The sequence below is a fragment of the Nocardia otitidiscaviarum genome (assembly GCF_007362295.1).
GTDB classification, from domain to species: domain Bacteria; phylum Actinomycetota; class Actinomycetes; order Mycobacteriales; family Mycobacteriaceae; genus Nocardia; species Nocardia otitidiscaviarum.
Window position 1 is genome coordinate 3,574,332 of record NZ_CP041695.1, and the last position, 15,929, is coordinate 3,590,260.

Genomic DNA, 15,929 nt, shown 5'->3' on the forward strand with positions numbered 1-15,929 from the left:
GTGAAGGATCTCGCCGAGGATGCGCGCAATGCCGGCTACGGGCAGCGCCTCGGGCCCGGACGGCGGCCCGCCGTGCTGGTGGTCGATATCTGCGCCGCCTATCTGACCGACGGTTCGCCGCTGCGGGCGCCGGTGGAGGACGCGGTGACAGCGGCCGCCGCCGTGGTGCACCGGGCCCGCGCGGGCGGCCATCCGGTGCTGTTCACCCGGGTCAGCTATCGGCCCGGCACCGCGGAGGGCGGACTGTTCCGGCGCAAGGTGCCCACCCTGGCGGTCTTCGAGGAGGGCAACCCGCTCGCCGACTTCCTCGACGACCCGGCCCCGCTACCCGGGGAATGCGTGGTGGTCAAGCAGTATCCCAGCGCATTTCACGGCACCGCGCTGGCCGCCAACCTGACGGCGGCCGGTATCGACACCCTGCTCGTCACCGGTCTCACCACCAGCGGCTGTGTGCGCGCCACCGCCACCGACGCGCTGCAACACGGCTTCCGGCCCATGGTCGTCGCCGATGCCTGCGGCGACCGCGACCCGCGCCTGCACGATGCCAATCTCTACGACCTGGACGCGAAGTACGCCGATGTCGTGAGCCTGGACGCGGCACTGCGCCTGCTGCCCTGACCAGGCGCGCACCCGGGATCTCCGGGCGCGGCCCGGGCACGCGTGGCGGACACTCGCGCCGGGTGTGATCGGATCGGTCGGACGCGGCAGGCACAATCAGGACATGCCAGACGGTCCCAAGCCCACCTCCGAGCACGCCGGATACTCCGTGCGCACGGTGGCCGAGCGGATCGGGGTCCCCACCGCCACCCTGCGCAGTTGGAACCGGCGCTACGGCATCGGACCGCAGCAGGACCGGCCGGGTCGGCACCGCCTGTACACCGAGGCCGATATCGCGGTGCTCACCCGGATGGTGGATCTCATCCGGGCCGGTGCGACCCCGGCCGGAGCGGCCGCTACCGCCCGCGGTCCCGCCCTGTCGCTCGGCGACAAGGCCGCGCTGCTCACCGCCGCGTTCGCGTTGGAGAGCCGCGCGGTCTGCGCGCTGCTGGACACCCACCTGCGCGATTACGGGGTCATCGACACCTGGGATCGGCTGTGCCGCCCCGCTTTCGCCGATATCGTGGCGCGCCAGCTCGACGGGGAGGGCTGCGTCGACGTGGAACATCTGTTGTCCTGGTGCATCATCGCCACCCTGCACCGCGCCGCGCCGCCGCCCGACACACCGCCCGGACCGGTGGTGCTGGCCTGCACCAGCGGCGAAACCCATTCGCTGCCACTGGAAGTGCTACGCGCCGCCCTGGCCGAACGCGGCACGGGCGCGCATATGCTCGGCCCGGACGTGCCGACCGCCGCCCTGGCCGACACCCTGGCGCGGCTGCCGTCCCCGGCCACCGTGCTGCTGTGGTCACAGCAGGAGTCCACGGCCCTCACCTCGGCCATCCGCGTATGCGCGGACGCCGATGCGACCGTCTACCTCGGCGGCCCCGGATGGGACACGCTCATCCTGCCCGAGTCCGCCAGCCGGCTGGACAGTCTCAGCGCCGCGGTCGATCGGCTGGGCTGAGTTCGTCCAGCACGGCCAAGGCCGCCTCGAGCGAGTCGACATGGCGGACACCGTGCGCGAATTCCTTTCCCGCCCAGCCCGGTCCGGCCAGCACCAGGTCGACCGCCGGGTTGTCGGCGTTCGACATCGATTCCGGGCGAGCCGTCTCCGAGGTCTGCGACCACAGCACCACGACGGCCGGGCCGGCCCGGCGGGCGAGCGCGTCGAGCAGGGCGTCGGCGGGGACGGCCGCCCCGAGCATCAGGGTTCCCCGCCCCCGTTCGGCCAGGGCGGCGCGCAGCACCTCGAGCGGCAGCACGTGCTGTTCAGCGGCCGCGCAGGCCAGTACGATCGGTCGTTGCCGTGCGGTGCCGGTCAGGGCGGGCACGGTGCGATGCAGGCCGGTGGTCAACGCCCACGACAGCACGTGCTCCACATCGATATAGCCGTCGCCGCGGCGCTGCCGCTCCACGATCGCGCCGAAGGCGGGGCGGCACAGTCGATTCCACGTCTCCACCACCCCGTGGTGCGCCAGATGAGCGGTGACCAGGGAGAGCAGCGCGGAGACATCCATGCGTTCGGCGGCGGCCACCACCGGTTCGACGTCGCCGAGCGGGGGTGCGGGTCCCAGCACGGTTTTCGCCGCCCGCGCCGCACTGACCGGACTCGCCCCGGCACGCACCAGTTCCACCATGCGGGTCACCACGGCGAGGTCCTCGGTGGTGTAGTGGCGGTGCCGGCCGGGCCGGTGCCGCTGCGGACCGAGCCCGTAGCGCTGATTCCAACTGCGCAGCGTAGCGACGGGAAGGCCGAGCAGCTTCGCCACCGAACCGACCGTGTACTCGGTCACGACGGGCACCTCCGTCGGCTCGGTCGCAACGGGAACCTCGGTCGCCTCGCTGGGCTCGGTTGGCCCGGTGGGCTCGGTCCGCGCCGGATCGGGGCGCATCAGCGCACCGCGTCGTTCCCGACCGACGCGCGCCGACCCGCACCCCACCGTTCGTATCCGGCGCTGAGGGCGCACAGCAGGCCCCAGCCGGAGGTCACCATCAGGGTTTTCGGCCGCTCGGGACGGCCGCGTAGCGCTCGGGCGAGCACCACGGTGTCGGCGGTATCGGACGCCACCCGGATCAGGGTGGCGGCTCGCCGGGCGCGCGGATCGGCCGCACCCGCCATGACCAGTCCGGAGGCCAGATCTCGCAACCCGATCAGGCGAGCCAGCGGGCGCAGCTCCGGTTCCTCGTCGGTGCCCAATCCGGCCGGGTGCAGCATGATTTCGGGCCGGACGGCCACCGCGAGGCCGTAGCCCGCCGTCGCGAGGCCCAGCAGTCGGGTCGGGGTAGCGGGGTTCATCGGGTCACCTCCGGGCGTTCGAGGACGAGTTGCACCACATTCAGGTAGCCGGATCGGAAGCCCGCCTCCGAGTAGGCCAGGTAGAGCCGCCACATCCGGCGGAAGATGCGGTCGAAACCCTGTGCGGCCACCCGCTCGGTCTCGGCGGTGAAGCGCTCCCGCCACAGCCGCAGGGTGTGCGCGTAGTGCGGGCCGATCTCCTGCCGCTGCACCACCCGCAGTCCGGTGTGCTCCGAAAGCCGCTGGGACAGCAGCCTTTCCGAGGGCAAGAAGCCGCCGGGGAAGATGTACTTGTGCACCCAGGTGTAGGTGCGTCGGCTGGCCAGCATCCGGTCGTGCGGCATGGTGATGGCCTGGAGGGCGATCCGGCCGCCGGGGGCCAGCACCCGTTCCAGGGTGGTCAGGTAGTCGGGCAGGTAGTCGTAGCCGACCGCCTCGATCATCTCCACCGAGACCACGGCGTCGTACCGGCCGTCCACGGCACGGTAGTCGAGCAGGTCGATGGTCACCCGGTCCGCCAGCCCGGCCGCGGCGACCCGTTCCCGGGCCAGTCGGCGCTGTTCCCGGGAGAGCGTGACGGAACGCACCGTGGCCCCGCGCGCCGCCGCCCGGATGGCCAATTCACCCCAGCCGGTGCCGATTTCGAGTACCGAGGTGCCCGGGCCGACACCGGCGGCGTCGAGCAGCCGGTCGATCTTGCGGCACTGGGCGGCGGCGAGGTCGCCCCACACCGGTGGTGGGTCCAGCCGGTCGAAGTCCGCCGCCGAATAGGTCATGGTCTCGTCCAACCACAGCGCGAAGAAGTCGTTGGACAGGTCGTAGTGATGTGCCGCGTTGCGCGCCGCGCCCGATGCGGTGGCACGCATCCCGCGCGGCAGCCGCGGCAGGCACAGCGTCCGCAGGGTTTGCAGCGACTGCGGGATCAGCCGGTCGATATGCGCGGCCAGGACGGTGAGCACGCCGGGCAGATCGGGTGCGGACCACTCCCCGGCCATGTACGACTCGCCGAAGCCGATGAGTCCACCGTCCGCGATCCGCCCCGCGAAACCGCCCGGGTCGTGGATCAGCATGCGGGGTGCGGTCGGATCCTCGGCGCTGCCCAGGACACGGCCGTCGGGGAATTCGACCCGCAGCGGCAGCCCGCGCACGGCATTGCGGAACAGTGCGGCCGCCACCGGCCGCCCCAGGGCGGCCCGCCAGCCGCGCGGCGCCCGGTGCAGTTCGGCCCAGCGGTCGTCCCGGGATTCGGCGTCGCGCGGCGCGCTGTCGCGCGCATCGACGTGGCGCACATCGACATCGTGCGCATCAGCGTCGTGCGTGTCGGCGGCGTGTGCGTCGAGCGCCTGCGCGTCAGCGTCACTCGCGTCGAGAGCGTGCGCGTCGGCATCGCGTACGTCGAGAGCGTGCGCATCAATGTCGCTCGCGTCGGGCGCGTGCGCATCCGCGGCGTGCGGCTCGATCGGAGCGCTTGCCCGGGGGCAGTGGGATGTGGTCACGACAGCCTCCTACGAGATGTGTTGTGGTCGCGGCAGTACCGGCAGGCCGCGCGCCCACAGCCGCAGCCCCTGCCAGCGGATGCGCGCCGTCACCCGCCAGGTCTCCAGCGGGTGGGTGAGCAGTACCCGCAGCAGGGTGTGCGGGTCCGCGGGCAGCACGCGCCCGGACATGCTGGCGGCGAAGAAGGTTCGTCCGTCCGGCCGGTCCAGCACGATCGCCAGGCGCAGCCGGTCGGTCGGCACCGGGGCGCGCAGCCGGTAGCGCCCGGCCACCGGATTGAACGGCGAGACGTGGAACCGTTTGGCCACGGTCGATTCCGCGCGCGCATCGGGTTCCACCACGTAGCGGTGCATGCCGCCGTAGGTGTTGTGTACCTCGGCGACCACCGCGCGCACCGCTCCGGCGCGGTCGTGGCACCAGTAGACGGTCAGCGGATTGAACACGTAGCCGAGCACGCGGGCGTTGGTGAGCATGAGGACCTGTCCGCCGCCCGCGTCGATCCCGTTGTCGGCCAGGCAGCGTTCCACCACGGCCCGCACGTCGCGTCCGTCGTCGAGGCGCGCGAACGGCCGCAGATACCACGGCAGCCGCGGCGGTTCGTCCAGATCGACCAGCCAGCTGTAGCTGCGATAGGTGAACCGGTGCCGGACCGGCTCGGTGCGAGTGTGCCGGATGACGGTCCGCACCAGCCGGGGCGCGGTCACGACGGATCCCCGGCGGCCACCGCCACCGCGGACGGGTGCCGCGGCCACCGGCCGCCGATGCGTTCGGCGGCGCGCAGTCCCGACAGCGCGCCGTCCTCGTGGAAGCCCCACCCGTGGTAAGCGCCCGCGAAAGCGACCGTGTGATCGCCGATCTCGCGCAGGCGGTGGCGCGCCGCCATGGATTTCGGCGTGTACTGCGGATGTTCGTAGGTCATGGTGGCGAGCACGGTCTCGGGTGCGACCCGATCGCCGTCACCGAGGGTGACCAGGAAGCGCCGGTCGGCGGATGCGGTCAGCCGCTGCAATCGGGAGACGTCGTAGCTGACCAGCACGCGGTCGGGGGCGGCGGCGCAATCCGGCAGCCGGTAGTTCCAGGAGGCCCGCGCGCCGGAGCGGCGCGGCAGCACCGATTCGTCGGTGTGCAGGATGGTGTGGTTCACCGAATACGGCAGTGCCCCCAGGATTTCGGCCTCGGCCGTCGTCGGGGATTCCAGCAGTCGCAGCGCCTGATCGGGATGGGTGGCGATGACGGCGGCGTCGAAGAAGTCCACCCGGTCGGCGTCGTCGCGCACCGCGACCGTCCGCGCGCCGCGGTGCACGGCGCGCACCGGCGTCCCGGACCGCACCGCGTGCATCCGCGCTGCGATGGCCCGCACATAGGTGGCCGACCCGCCGGTGACGGTGCGCCAGGTCGGCGACCCGAACACGGTGAGCATGCCGTGGTGGTCGAGGAAGGTCAGCAGATAGCGCGCCGGATACTCCAGCGCCCGCTGCGGCGGACACGACCACACCGCGGCCACCAGCGGCACCATGAAATGGGAGGTGAAGTACGGCGAGAACCGGCCCGCCGCGAGGAATTCCCCGAGCGTGCGCTCCTCGTCGCCACCGTGGGCGGCGAGTTCGTCGCGGGCGAGCCGGTGGAAGCGCAGGATCTCACCGAGCATGGCCAGATACCGGCCGCGCCGCAGGGCGCCCGCTTCCGGGAACAGTCCGCGCGGTCCCTTCGCGCCCGCGTACTCGAGGCCGCAACCGTCGCAGCGCACCGACATCGACATGTCGGATTCCTGTGTGCGAACACCCAATTCGCCGAACAGCCGCAGCAGTGTCGGATAGGTGCGGTCGTTGTGCACCAGGAAGCCGGAGTCGACTCCGAGGGTGTCACCCGAACCGTCGCGGCGGGCCGCCACCCGGTGTGTGTGGGCGTGCCCGCCCAACCGGCCGTCGGCCTCGTACAGCACCACATCGGCATCGCGGGCCAGCACCCAGGCGGCGGTCAGGCCCGAGACGCCGCTGCCGATCACCGCCACGCGGCGGTTGGCTCCGGTCAACGCTCGCACAGCGGCACGATCCGCTCGTCGCCACCGGTGGTGGGCGAGGTCAGGAACAGGCAGGTGTTCAGGCCCGCCGCGTCGATGGCGGCCCGGATGGCCGCCCACTCGTCCGCGCTGCGCGCCGGGGTGCGCGAGAGCACGAATCCGGAGGTGCGCTCCGGATTCACGACCAGTGCCCAGGAGTAGTCCGGATCGATCGCCGTCACCACGTAGTTGGTGGGCGGGTCGGGCTGATTCCAGAAGGTGACGCCCAATTGCGCATTGGTCACCGGGTCGTTCACCCGAGCCCTGCCGACGATCTCGTCGGTGTTGCCGAACCAGGTGGTGCAGCGGTTGCGGACGGTGATGTCGCCGTCCGGCATCAGGCTGTAGTCGGCGCGGGTGTCGCGGGCGCAGGCGAGGTTGAACGGCTGCGGAATGGCGGCCAGCTGCTGCCACGTACCCAGGTACCGCTCGACGTCGAGCCGGGGCACCGGGGTCACGGGCGCCGCGGACGCGGACGCCGGCAGCAGCGCCCCCGCGGCGAGTGCCGCCGCCGCGGTGGCGAGTACCGCCGACATCCTCCGGTGCTGTCGATGTTCCTTCATCGTTCTCCACTCCTCCGCACGAGTCGCTGGACTCGGTCGACGTGCTGGTGCCGACAGCGTATCGTAGAAACGATGCAAAAACGATGCATCATCGGAAATCGCATCGCTAGCAGGAAGGCGCCTCCGCTATGCCCGCACGGCCCGCCGATCGGCTCGACGACCTACTCGACCGCACCGTCGTACTCGGCTACACCCGCCTCGGGCTGCGGCTGCGACGCCGGTCGTGGCAGCCGATCCCGGCGGACGCGTTACGCGGCAGGACCGCACTGGTCACCGGTGCGAACTCCGGAATCGGCCAGGCCACCGCCACCGGTCTGGCCCGGCTCGGGGCACGGGTGACGCTGCTGGTGCGCGATGTCGAGCGCGGCCGCCGGGCGGCCGCCGCGATCGCCGCCACGGTTCCCGGCAGCGCGCCGCGCGTCGACGAGTGCGACGTGTCGAATCTGCTGCGCGTGCGCGCCTACGCCGAGGCCCGCGCCGCCGCCGCGGAACCCCTCGATATCGTGGTGCACAATGCGGGGGTACTGCCGTCGAGCCGGACCGAGAGCCCCGATGGCCGCGAACTGTCCCTGGCGACCCACGTGCTCGGCCCGCTGCTGATGACCGAACTGCTCGCCCCCGCTCTCGCCCGGTCGGACTCGGCCCAGGTGATCCTCATGTCCTCGGGCGGGATGTACACGCAGCCGCTGCCGGTGGTGGATATCGAGTACCGCACCGGCCGCTACCGGGGCGCGGCGGCGTACGCGCGCAGCAAGCGAGTACAGGTCGCACTGACTCCGATCCTCGCCGAACGCTATGCCGCGCAGGGTATCTCGGTGCATGCCATGCATCCGGGCTGGGTGGACACCCCGGGCATCACCGCTGCCCTGCCCGGCTTCCGGCGCGCACTGCGCCCACTACTGCGCACCGCCGCGGAGGGTGCCGACACCGCCGTATGGCTGGCGACCGCCGATGTGCCGTCCGGCCTGTTCTGGCACGACCGGCGCTCCCGGCCCACGCACTACCTGCGCCGCACCCGGGAACTACCGGGCGACCGGGAACGCGTGTGGCGATACTGCGCGGCGGCGGCCGGGATCGATCCGGACAGCCGCCCCGCCGACCGACACCAGCCTGTCAACCGAGACCGACCTGTCGACTGAGAACGGCCAGCCCGACCGACGCCGGTGGGTTGGCAGTCGGTTGGCGGTCGGCGGTCGGCGGACGAGAGTCGCTCACATGCCGCGGAATTCGACGATGGGGGCCGGATACACCGATGCGGGCACACCGGCGCGCCACGGCCGGTGCACCTCGCCGCCCGGCAGGTCCGCGAGCTCGGGCAGCCAGCGACGCACGTAGTCGCCGTCGGGGTCGTAGCGTTCGGACTGCAACAGCGGGTTGAGCACCCGGCTGGACCGGGTGTCGGTACCGGTTCCGGCGGCCCACTGCCAGTTCAGCCGGTTGTTGGCGAGGTCGGCGTCGACCAGCCAGCGCTCGAAGTGCGCGGCGCCCGCCCGCCAGTCCACGCGCAGCGTCTTGCTCAGGAAACTGGCCACGATCAGGCGGGCACGCCCCGGCATCCACCCCTGGGCGAGCAACTGGCGCATGGCCGCGTCCACGACCGGGTAGCCGGTGCGTCCGGCCCGCCATGCCGCGAGACCCGTGCGGTCGTCGACCCAGGTCCGGCTCTCGGACCGGTAGTCCACGTGCGCGACCTCGGTCCGGTCGGCCAGCACCTGGTGATGGAAGTCCCGCCAGGCCACCTGTCGCACGAAGGCGTGGCCGCCCGGGGTCGAGGCATCGGTGCGGTACACCACCTCCGCGGCCGAGAGACAGCCGAAGTGCAGATAGGGCGACAGACCCGAGGTGCCCTCGACGGCCAGCAGATCCTTGCTGTCCGCGTACCGCTCGACCGGTCCGGACAACCAGTGCGCCAGCAACTCACGGCCGGTGATCTCACCGCCCACCCGCAGTTCCGGCGAACCCGGCTGCTCACACAGGTCGGCCGGATCGGGTATCGGATCGCTGGCGATATCGGGCACGGTCAATGTGTCGGGGGCGGGCAGCGGTGCCCGCATGGGCGTTTCCAGCCAGCGGCGGAAGTAGGGCGTGAACACCGCGTAGTGGCCGCGACCGGTATCGGGTTTCACCTCGGCGGGATCCACCGCGGTGATCGACGCCGCGTGCGTGCGCAACCGGCGGCCACCGGCCGAGAGTCGCTCCCACAGCGCGTTCTCGCGGTCGCGGCTGTAGCGGCTCACATCCTCGGCGATATGCACGGTGCGCGCGCCGACCTCGGCCGCCACCCGTTCGACCTCGTCGACCACGCGGCCGTGCCGCACGATCAGCCGACCGCCCCGGGACCGCAGTTCGGTATCCAGTTCGGTGAGTGCGGCCCGTAGGAATCGCAACCGGTTGGGCGCGGCCGTTCTCGACAGGATGGCCTCGTCGACGACGAAGAGGGGCACCACCTCCGTCCCCTCGCGACAGGCGGCGGCGAGCGCCGGATTGTCACGCATGCGCAGGTCGCGGGTGAACAATGCGATGGAGGCAGCCATACCACCAGCATACGCCTGAATCGATGCACAACCGATTCAAACCGGACGGTAGCACAACGCCTTGTTTGTGGAAACACCGTTTCGATGTGACACTATCGGCGGTATCCGAGTACGAAACTGCGTTTCGCACAAGAGAACAGAGGCAATGTATGGGAGCGCATCCGAACGGCTGGTGGATCCTGCTGCACCTGGTGCTGTTCGTGTTCTGGCTGGGCGGCGATCTGGGCGTGTACTACTCCAGCAGATTCGTGATCGATCCGCGGCTCACCCCGGCCGCCCGGTCCTCCACACTGGCCATCATGAGCGGACTCGATCTGGGCCCGAAAATCTGCCTGGTGCTGTTCCTGCCCAGCGGCGTCACCTTGATGGCCCTCGAACCGCACGGGGCGTCGCTGTTCGGAATCGACTTCTTCCCCTGGTGGTTCGTGGTGGCGGTCTGGCTGTTCGCCGCGGTGTGGTTGGCACTGGCCGTCATCGCGCATCGCACGCACGGACGCATCGCGGGCATCCATCGCGCCGATCTGGCCATCAGGGTGGCTGTCATCGCAGGGGCGCTGGCGTCGGGTGGCTACGCGCTGGTGGCCGCCGAGCCGTTCGGCGTCACCACCGATCCGCGCTGGCTGGGCGGCAAGATCCTGCTCTACGGCCTCGCCATCGCGGCGGGACTGGGCATCCGAATGACGTTGCGCCCCTTCGGCCCCGCCTTCGCGACCCTGATGTCCTCAGGCTCCAGCGAGCCGGTGGAGCGCACGCTGCGACGCAGCGTGGACGGCTGCCTGCCCTATGTATGGACGATCTGGGGCAGCGTGCTCGCGGCGGCCGCGCTGGGCGTGCTCAAGCCCGGCGCGGATCTGTGAGGCGGCGCGGTCATCCCGAACAACCCACCCCGACGTCGTCAGCCCGCGTACCCCAGTTGCGCCGACACCGCGCCCGCCGCCTTCTGCAACATCGGCACGTATTCCTTCAGCCGCGGCTCGAAGCGCGACAGCGGCCCGCACACACTGATCGCGGCCACCACACCGCCGTCGTGGTCGAGCACCGGGGCCGCGACCGAGGCCGCGCCGATCTGCCGTTCCCCCAACGAGATCGCGTATCCGCGCTTGCGCACCTCGGCCAATTCGGTGCGCAGCTTGCGCGGGGTGGTGATGGTGGCGTCGGTGAAAGGGGTCAATTCGTGGCGGTCCAGGTATTCGTCGATCTCCTCCTTGCGCAGGAAGGCCAGGATGGCCTTGGAGGAGCTGCCCGCGTGCAGCGGATACGGCACGCCGAGGGCGACCTCCATCCGCAGTTCCTGATCCGGCACCACCTGATCCACGTACATGCGGGTGTCACCGCGCCGAATGGACAGGGTGGCGGTCTCCCCGGTCTGCGAGGCCAGCCGGCGCAGTTCCGGTGCCGCCATGACCCGCAGGTCGGTGCGCGCGAGATAGGCACGCCCCAGCGCGATGGCGGCGTGACCGAGCGCGTAGCGGCGGGTGGTGGGCTCCAGGGTGATCAGTTCGCGATTGCGCAGCGCCGTCAGGATGCGGTGCACCGCCGCCTTGGTCAGCCCCAGTTCGTTGGCGATCTCGGTGACCCCCAGATCGGGTCGTCCGGTCCGGCCGAACAGTAGCAATACATCCATGGCGCGCTCGACGGCGGCGATGGAACGACTTTGATTCTCGGCCTCGGTGTCCGACACGTCTACAGCCTAGGGCACACCATTTCCCATTGGGAAACGCCCCGCCGAATCCCGCGAGTACTGGCCATTTTCGCCGCACCGCTTGCACCCCACTCATCCAGGGCGTTACCTTGTGCGTAACAACGTTTCCACTATCGAAACGGAAACCCTGTGAGTTCGACGAATCTCCGTGCGGTACTGGCACAGTGGGCCACCGGCGTCGTCGTGGTGACGACCATCCGCGACGACGGCGGGCGGCACGGCATGACGGCCAGTTCCTTCACCAGTGTGGCCCTGGATCCGCCACTGGTCTCCATCAGTCTGACCACGGCCAGCACCACCTGCCGACTCATCCGCCGCAGCGGGGTGTTCGCGATCAATGTGCTCGGCCACGACCACGAGGAGATAGGGCGGCGCTTCGCCACCGCGAGCGGCGATCCCACCGCCCGCTTCGCACTCGGCGACTGGGATACCGCACCCAGCGGAGCGGCGATCCTCACCGACGCGGTGGCCTGGCTCGACTGCGCGGTCGCCGCCTGCCATCCGGCCGGGGACCACACCATCGTCCTCGGCCTGGTCCAGGACGCGGCCCGGCCCCGGCCCGCACCCCCGCTGATCTACCACGACCGCACCTACCACGAGGGGATTGCCCGATGACCGCCGAACGACCGACCGGCCAACGGCTCGTCGAAAATATGACCGATGCGGAACGGCAGCGCGCCGAACGCGTCGACGCCGTGCTGCCCGCCCTGCGGGCCGCCGCCGAGGAGGCCGATCGCACCGCCACCTTCCCGGCCTCGCACATCGGCCTGCTGCGCGATGCCGGACTGCTCGGCCTGGTGGTGCCGGAGAAGTTCGGCGGCCTCGGCGGCACCCTGCGCGATCTGGCCGCCGCCACCTTCGCCATGGGCACGGCCTGCCCGTCCACGGCGCTGGCGTACTTCTTCCACAACACCAGCGCCTCGCGCGGCCTGCTGCCGCTGGAGGCGATCGACGCCGGACTCTTCGCCGCCGAGGAGATCCCGGTGGTGCGCGCCTTCGCCGAGAAGGTGCTGACCCGCATGGCCGACGGCGTGTGGCTGGCCAACTTCGCCTCCGAGTCGGTGAAGACCGCCAAGGCCAACATCACCATCGCCACCACCGCGCGCAAGGTGGAGGGCGGTTGGATCCTCCAGGGCGAGAAGTCCTTCGGCTGCGCGACCGGGGTGGCCGACTACTACCTGACCTCGGCCAAGCTGGAGGGCTACGAGACCGCCGAGGGGTTGGCGACCTTCTTCGTACCGCGCGACGCACCCGGGGTGAGCGTGCGCGCTCCCTGGGACGGACTCGGTATGCGGGCCACCGCCAACAACGGCATCCGACTCGACGAGGTGTTCATCCCGGAGGACGAGGCCCTTGCGGTTCCGGGCGCGTTCACCAAGATGCTCACCATGAGCAGAGGCAGTTTCGTCGGCAATCAGCTCGCCATCGCGGCGGTGTACACCGGCTGCGCGCAACGCGCCTACGACGAGACCCTGACCGCGACCACGCGCAAGACCTTCGCCGACACCGGGGAGCCCATCGCCTCCTCACCCGTGCACCAGGTGCTGATCGGCGAGATGACCCGCCAGTTGCGCACCGCCTACCTGTGGCTGCGCTATCAGCTGAGCATCGAGACCGCGGAGCCGCCGATCACACCGAAGTCGGAGGTGTTCACCCAGTGGCGGCTCGGCAAAGGCGCGGTCACCGAAGCCTGCTTCCAGGTGGCCCTCGGCGCACTCAAGGCGGGCGGCACCTCGGCGGCGTCCATGGGCGGTCCGGCCGGGCGCGCGCTGCGCGATCTCGCCATGGGACTGGTCATGACGTTCCCGGCCGAGCGGGGCATGCTCGAGGTGGCGCGCATCGTCACCGACGCCGAGGCCAATGAGCTGTTCACCACCGCGCCGGAGGCCGCGCGATGAGCGCGGCGCTGCCCGAGATCCTCGATCTGATCGACGGCGAGTGGGGCACGCCGAGCGTGGATCTCGGTCTGGCACTGGAGGATCCGGTGACCGGAGCCCCGGTGGCCCGGGCCGTCGCCACCGCCCCCGAGCGTGTCGATCGCGCACTCACGGTGGCGGACAACGCGTCCGGAGCCATCACCCCGGACCTGCTCGACGCCGTCGCCGACGGCCTGGAGCCGCTGCTGCCCCGCATCACCGAACTCGACGCGCGCGCCACCGGCGTGCCGATCCGGCAGACCGAACCCCTCGGCGCGATCGTATCGGGCGCGTTTCGCCTTGCCGCCGAACAGCTTCGGTCGGGCGCACTCCGAGCCGACGTGGCGGGGGTGCGGGTGCGGCGGCTGCCGCTGGGTCCGGCACTGTGCCTGGTGCCGTGGAACGCACCCGCCCCGATGGCCGCGCACAAGGTGGCCAACGCCCTGGCGGCGGGGTGCCCGGTCATTCTGAAGGTCAGTGAATTCGCGCCCTACAGCACGATTTCGCTGGCCGAGGTGATCGCCGACCGTGTGCCCGCCGGAATGTTCCAGCTGGTGCAGGGCGGGCCGGCGACCGGTGCGCAGCTGGTCGCGGACCCGCGTGTCAAGGCCGTCTCCTTCACCGGCGGGCTGCCCGGGGGCCGCTCCATCGCCACCGTGTCGGCTCCCCTGCTGCGACCGTGCCAGCTCGAGCTGGGCGGCAACAATCCCCTCGTGGTGCTGCCCGACGCCGATCTCGACACCGCCGCCCGCATGGCGGCCGAACTGCTCACCACCCTCAACGGTCAGTGGTGCCGGGCGCTGGGCCGGTTGATCCTGCCTGCCGACCGCGCCGCCGAGATCCTGGACGCCACCGGAAAACGCTTGGCGGCCTTGCGCATCGGGCCACCACTGGATCCGGAGACGGAATTCGGTCCGCTGATCCACTCCCGCCATGCCCACCGGGTGCGGGCGGCGCTGACCGGACGCCGGTTCCACGCCTACGGCACGCTGCCCGGCGGCGGCAACTATCTGGAGCCCACGCTGCTCGCCGACGATCTCACCGACGAGGTGTTCGGGCCGGTCGCCGGAACCGTCACCTACGACTCCGTCGAGGAAGCGGTGCGGCTGGCCAATGCCGTCCCCTACGGGTTGGAGGGCTATGTGTGCGGCAGCGACGAGGATCTGGCCGTCAGCGTGGCGCACCGGATACGCGCCGGTGAGGTCAAGGTCAACGGCTCGTCGATCATGAGCCTGCACCTCATGACGCCGCGCCCGGCGTGGGGGCTGTCCGGGCTGGGCGAGGAGGGCACCACCGAAACCCTGCGCTTCTTCACCGGAGCCCGGGTGGTCGGCGTCGAGGGCCGCTTCGCCCTCCACACGTCGTGACCGCCGTCGTGGTGGTGGGGGCGGGCCCGGTCGGCTTGACCGCCGCGCTCACCCTCGCCCGCCGTGGCGTCGCGGTCACCGTGCTCGAACAGGGTGACGGCCTGGCCGCCGAATCCCGTGCCTCTACCTTCCATCCGCCCACCCTGGCGATGCTCGCGGATCTGGGGGTGCTGAAACCACTGTTGGCCCAGGGCATCATCGCGGCCACCTTCCAGTATCGGGAGCGTGGGGGCGGCCCGATCGCCACCCTCGACCTGGGGGTGCTCGCCGACGACACCGACTACCCGTTCCGGGTGCAGTGCGAGCAGAGCAAACTCACGCCCATCCTGCGCGGTGCGCTGCCCGCGCACGCCGACGTGCGCTTCGGCCATGAGGTGCGCGGACTGTACGCCGGCGACGACGGGGCCGTACTGCACACCTCGCGCGGGCCGGTGCGCGCCGACTGGGTGATCGGCGCGGACGGCGCGCATTCGGCGGTCCGCCACGGTATCGGGGCCGGTTTCGACGGCAGCACCTATCCGGAACGGTTCCTGGTCGCGTCGGTCGACGAGGATCTCGCGACGGCGCTGCCCGATCTCGCACCGATCAACTACGTCTTCGACCCGGACGAATGGCTGGTGCTGCTGCGCACCCCCGAGCACTGGCGGGTGCTGCTGCCCACCCCCGCCGGTACCGACGACGACCTCGAATGGTCCCGACTGCCACAGCGTTTGGCGGCCGTCGCGGATCTGGGCCGCCCGTGGCGCATCCGGCACACCTCGCTGTACCGGGTGCACCAGCGCGTCGCCCCGTCGTTCCGCAGCGGCCGGGTGCTGCTCATGGGCGACGCGGCGCATGTGAACAATCCGCTCGGTGGCATGGGTATGAACAGCGGCATCCACGACGCCGTCCAACTCGCCACCGCACTCGCCGATGTGCTCGACGGCGGCACCGAAGCGGAACTGGACACGGTGGCCGCCCGGCGGCGCACGGTCGCCGTCGAGCACGTACAGCGCACCAGCCACGACAACTGGCGGCGACTGCGCGGCGAGGACGAGACCTACCGCGCGCACCTGCGTGAACTGGCGGCCGATCCCATCGCCGCCCGCGCCCACCTGCGCCGCGCCTGCCTGCTCGACTCCTTGGAGGCACCACGGTGATTCGCCGCACGACCATGCCGACCGCGGCATATACCGCGGTACACGCACCCACCACCGCCGTCGTTCCTCGATCCCCGCATACCGCCGGCAGTCTGGTCCGAACACGCTGCGGCCGTGACGGTTTCGCGCGGCGGGGTACGGGTCTGCCCACTCCGGAGGGCGGCATCGTCCGCCGACGCGGCCACTCGCGCCGGGTCGGCGTTCGCGGCGGGTTCCCCCCACCCGCGACCACGGCGACAACCGGGGCCGCCCGCAT

The 15,929-nt window shown here is 71.1% G+C and carries 16 protein-coding genes; 8 read left to right on the plus strand and 8 right to left on the minus strand.

Annotated features, from left to right (window positions below):
* The gene (locus FOH10_RS15780; RefSeq protein ID WP_186000858.1) at nt 1–618 is read left to right on the plus strand and encodes an isochorismatase family protein; all 618 of its coding nucleotides are present in this window, start codon (nt 1–3) and stop codon (nt 616–618) included.
* A 103-nt stretch (nt 619–721) separates the two neighbouring features.
* Nucleotides 722–1,564, plus strand: a complete 843-nt coding sequence (locus FOH10_RS15785; RefSeq protein WP_143981288.1) for a MerR family transcriptional regulator — start codon at nt 722–724, stop codon at nt 1,562–1,564.
* Here FOH10_RS15785 and FOH10_RS15790 read toward each other — a convergent pair.
* The 6 genes from FOH10_RS15790 to FOH10_RS15815 form a co-directional block, all read right to left on the minus strand.
* Nucleotides 1,536–2,393 carry a MerR family transcriptional regulator gene (locus FOH10_RS15790; RefSeq protein WP_244962011.1) on the minus strand — a complete coding sequence of 286 codons (858 nt, stop codon included), beginning with the start codon at nt 2,391–2,393 and terminating at the stop codon, nt 1,536–1,538. The genes FOH10_RS15785 and FOH10_RS15790 overlap by 29 nt on opposite strands.
* A gap of 98 nt (nt 2,394–2,491) precedes the next feature.
* Entirely contained in the window at nt 2,492–2,896 is a 405-nt protein-coding gene (locus tag FOH10_RS15795; RefSeq protein ID WP_221937980.1) for a hypothetical protein, read from the minus strand.
* Complete coding sequence (locus tag FOH10_RS15800) at nt 2,893–4,185, minus strand: SAM-dependent methyltransferase (protein ID WP_143984129.1); 1,293 nt, start codon at nt 4,183–4,185, stop codon at nt 2,893–2,895. Before FOH10_RS15800 ends, FOH10_RS15795 begins: the two co-directional genes overlap by 4 nt.
* A 216-nt stretch (nt 4,186–4,401) precedes the next feature.
* Nucleotides 4,402–5,097, minus strand: a complete 696-nt coding sequence (locus FOH10_RS15805; protein WP_143981290.1) for a DUF1365 domain-containing protein — start codon at nt 5,095–5,097, stop codon at nt 4,402–4,404.
* Nucleotides 5,094–6,425 carry an NAD(P)/FAD-dependent oxidoreductase gene (locus FOH10_RS15810; RefSeq protein ID WP_186000908.1) on the minus strand — a complete coding sequence of 444 codons (1,332 nt, stop codon included), beginning with the start codon at nt 6,423–6,425 and terminating at the stop codon, nt 5,094–5,096. Before FOH10_RS15810 ends, FOH10_RS15805 begins: the two co-directional genes overlap by 4 nt.
* Nucleotides 6,422–7,015 carry a lipocalin family protein gene (locus FOH10_RS15815; protein WP_244962012.1) on the minus strand — a complete coding sequence of 198 codons (594 nt, stop codon included), beginning with the start codon at nt 7,013–7,015 and terminating at the stop codon, nt 6,422–6,424. Before FOH10_RS15815 ends, FOH10_RS15810 begins: the two co-directional genes overlap by 4 nt.
* 128 nt (nt 7,016–7,143) lie before the next feature.
* On the opposite strand from FOH10_RS15815, the gene FOH10_RS15820 reads away from it, so the two are divergent.
* On the plus strand, nt 7,144–8,154 hold the full coding sequence (locus FOH10_RS15820) for an SDR family NAD(P)-dependent oxidoreductase (protein WP_143981291.1): 1,011 nt from the start codon (nt 7,144–7,146) through the stop codon (nt 8,152–8,154).
* A gap of 72 nt (nt 8,155–8,226) precedes the next feature.
* On the opposite strand, the gene FOH10_RS15825 is transcribed toward FOH10_RS15820, so the two are convergent.
* Nucleotides 8,227–9,549 (minus strand): cryptochrome/photolyase family protein, encoded by a 1,323-nt coding sequence (locus FOH10_RS15825; RefSeq protein WP_143981292.1) that lies wholly within the window; start codon nt 9,547–9,549, stop codon nt 8,227–8,229.
* Between the two features lie 149 nt (nt 9,550–9,698).
* Between FOH10_RS15825 and FOH10_RS15830 the strand changes: the two genes are divergently transcribed.
* Nucleotides 9,699–10,406 (plus strand): hypothetical protein, encoded by a 708-nt coding sequence (locus FOH10_RS15830; protein ID WP_143981293.1) that lies wholly within the window; start codon nt 9,699–9,701, stop codon nt 10,404–10,406.
* 38 nt (nt 10,407–10,444) lie between these two features.
* Here the strand turns inward: FOH10_RS15830 and FOH10_RS15835 are convergent, their stop codons facing one another.
* Complete coding sequence (locus tag FOH10_RS15835; protein ID WP_143981294.1) at nt 10,445–11,230, minus strand: IclR family transcriptional regulator; 786 nt, start codon at nt 11,228–11,230, stop codon at nt 10,445–10,447.
* 150 nt (nt 11,231–11,380) lie between these two features.
* Here FOH10_RS15835 and FOH10_RS15840 point away from each other — a divergent pair, with 150 nt between their 5' ends.
* Genes FOH10_RS15840 through FOH10_RS15855 form a run of 4 tightly spaced genes read left to right on the plus strand, consistent with a single transcriptional unit; the run spans nt 11,381 to nt 15,673 of the window.
* Nucleotides 11,381–11,866, plus strand: a complete 486-nt coding sequence (locus FOH10_RS15840) for a flavin reductase family protein (protein WP_143981295.1) — start codon at nt 11,381–11,383, stop codon at nt 11,864–11,866.
* On the plus strand, nt 11,863–13,149 hold the full coding sequence (locus tag FOH10_RS15845) for an acyl-CoA dehydrogenase family protein (protein WP_244962013.1): 1,287 nt from the start codon (nt 11,863–11,865) through the stop codon (nt 13,147–13,149). The genes FOH10_RS15840 and FOH10_RS15845 overlap by 4 nt, the downstream gene beginning before the upstream one ends.
* Nucleotides 13,146–14,534 carry an aldehyde dehydrogenase family protein gene (locus FOH10_RS15850; protein WP_143981296.1) on the plus strand — a complete coding sequence of 463 codons (1,389 nt, stop codon included), beginning with the start codon at nt 13,146–13,148 and terminating at the stop codon, nt 14,532–14,534. Before FOH10_RS15845 ends, FOH10_RS15850 begins: the two co-directional genes overlap by 4 nt.
* On the plus strand, nt 14,531–15,673 hold the full coding sequence (locus tag FOH10_RS15855; protein ID WP_143981297.1) for an FAD-dependent oxidoreductase: 1,143 nt from the start codon (nt 14,531–14,533) through the stop codon (nt 15,671–15,673). The genes FOH10_RS15850 and FOH10_RS15855 overlap by 4 nt, the downstream gene beginning before the upstream one ends.
* Nucleotides 15,674–15,929: the final 256 nt, after the last annotated feature.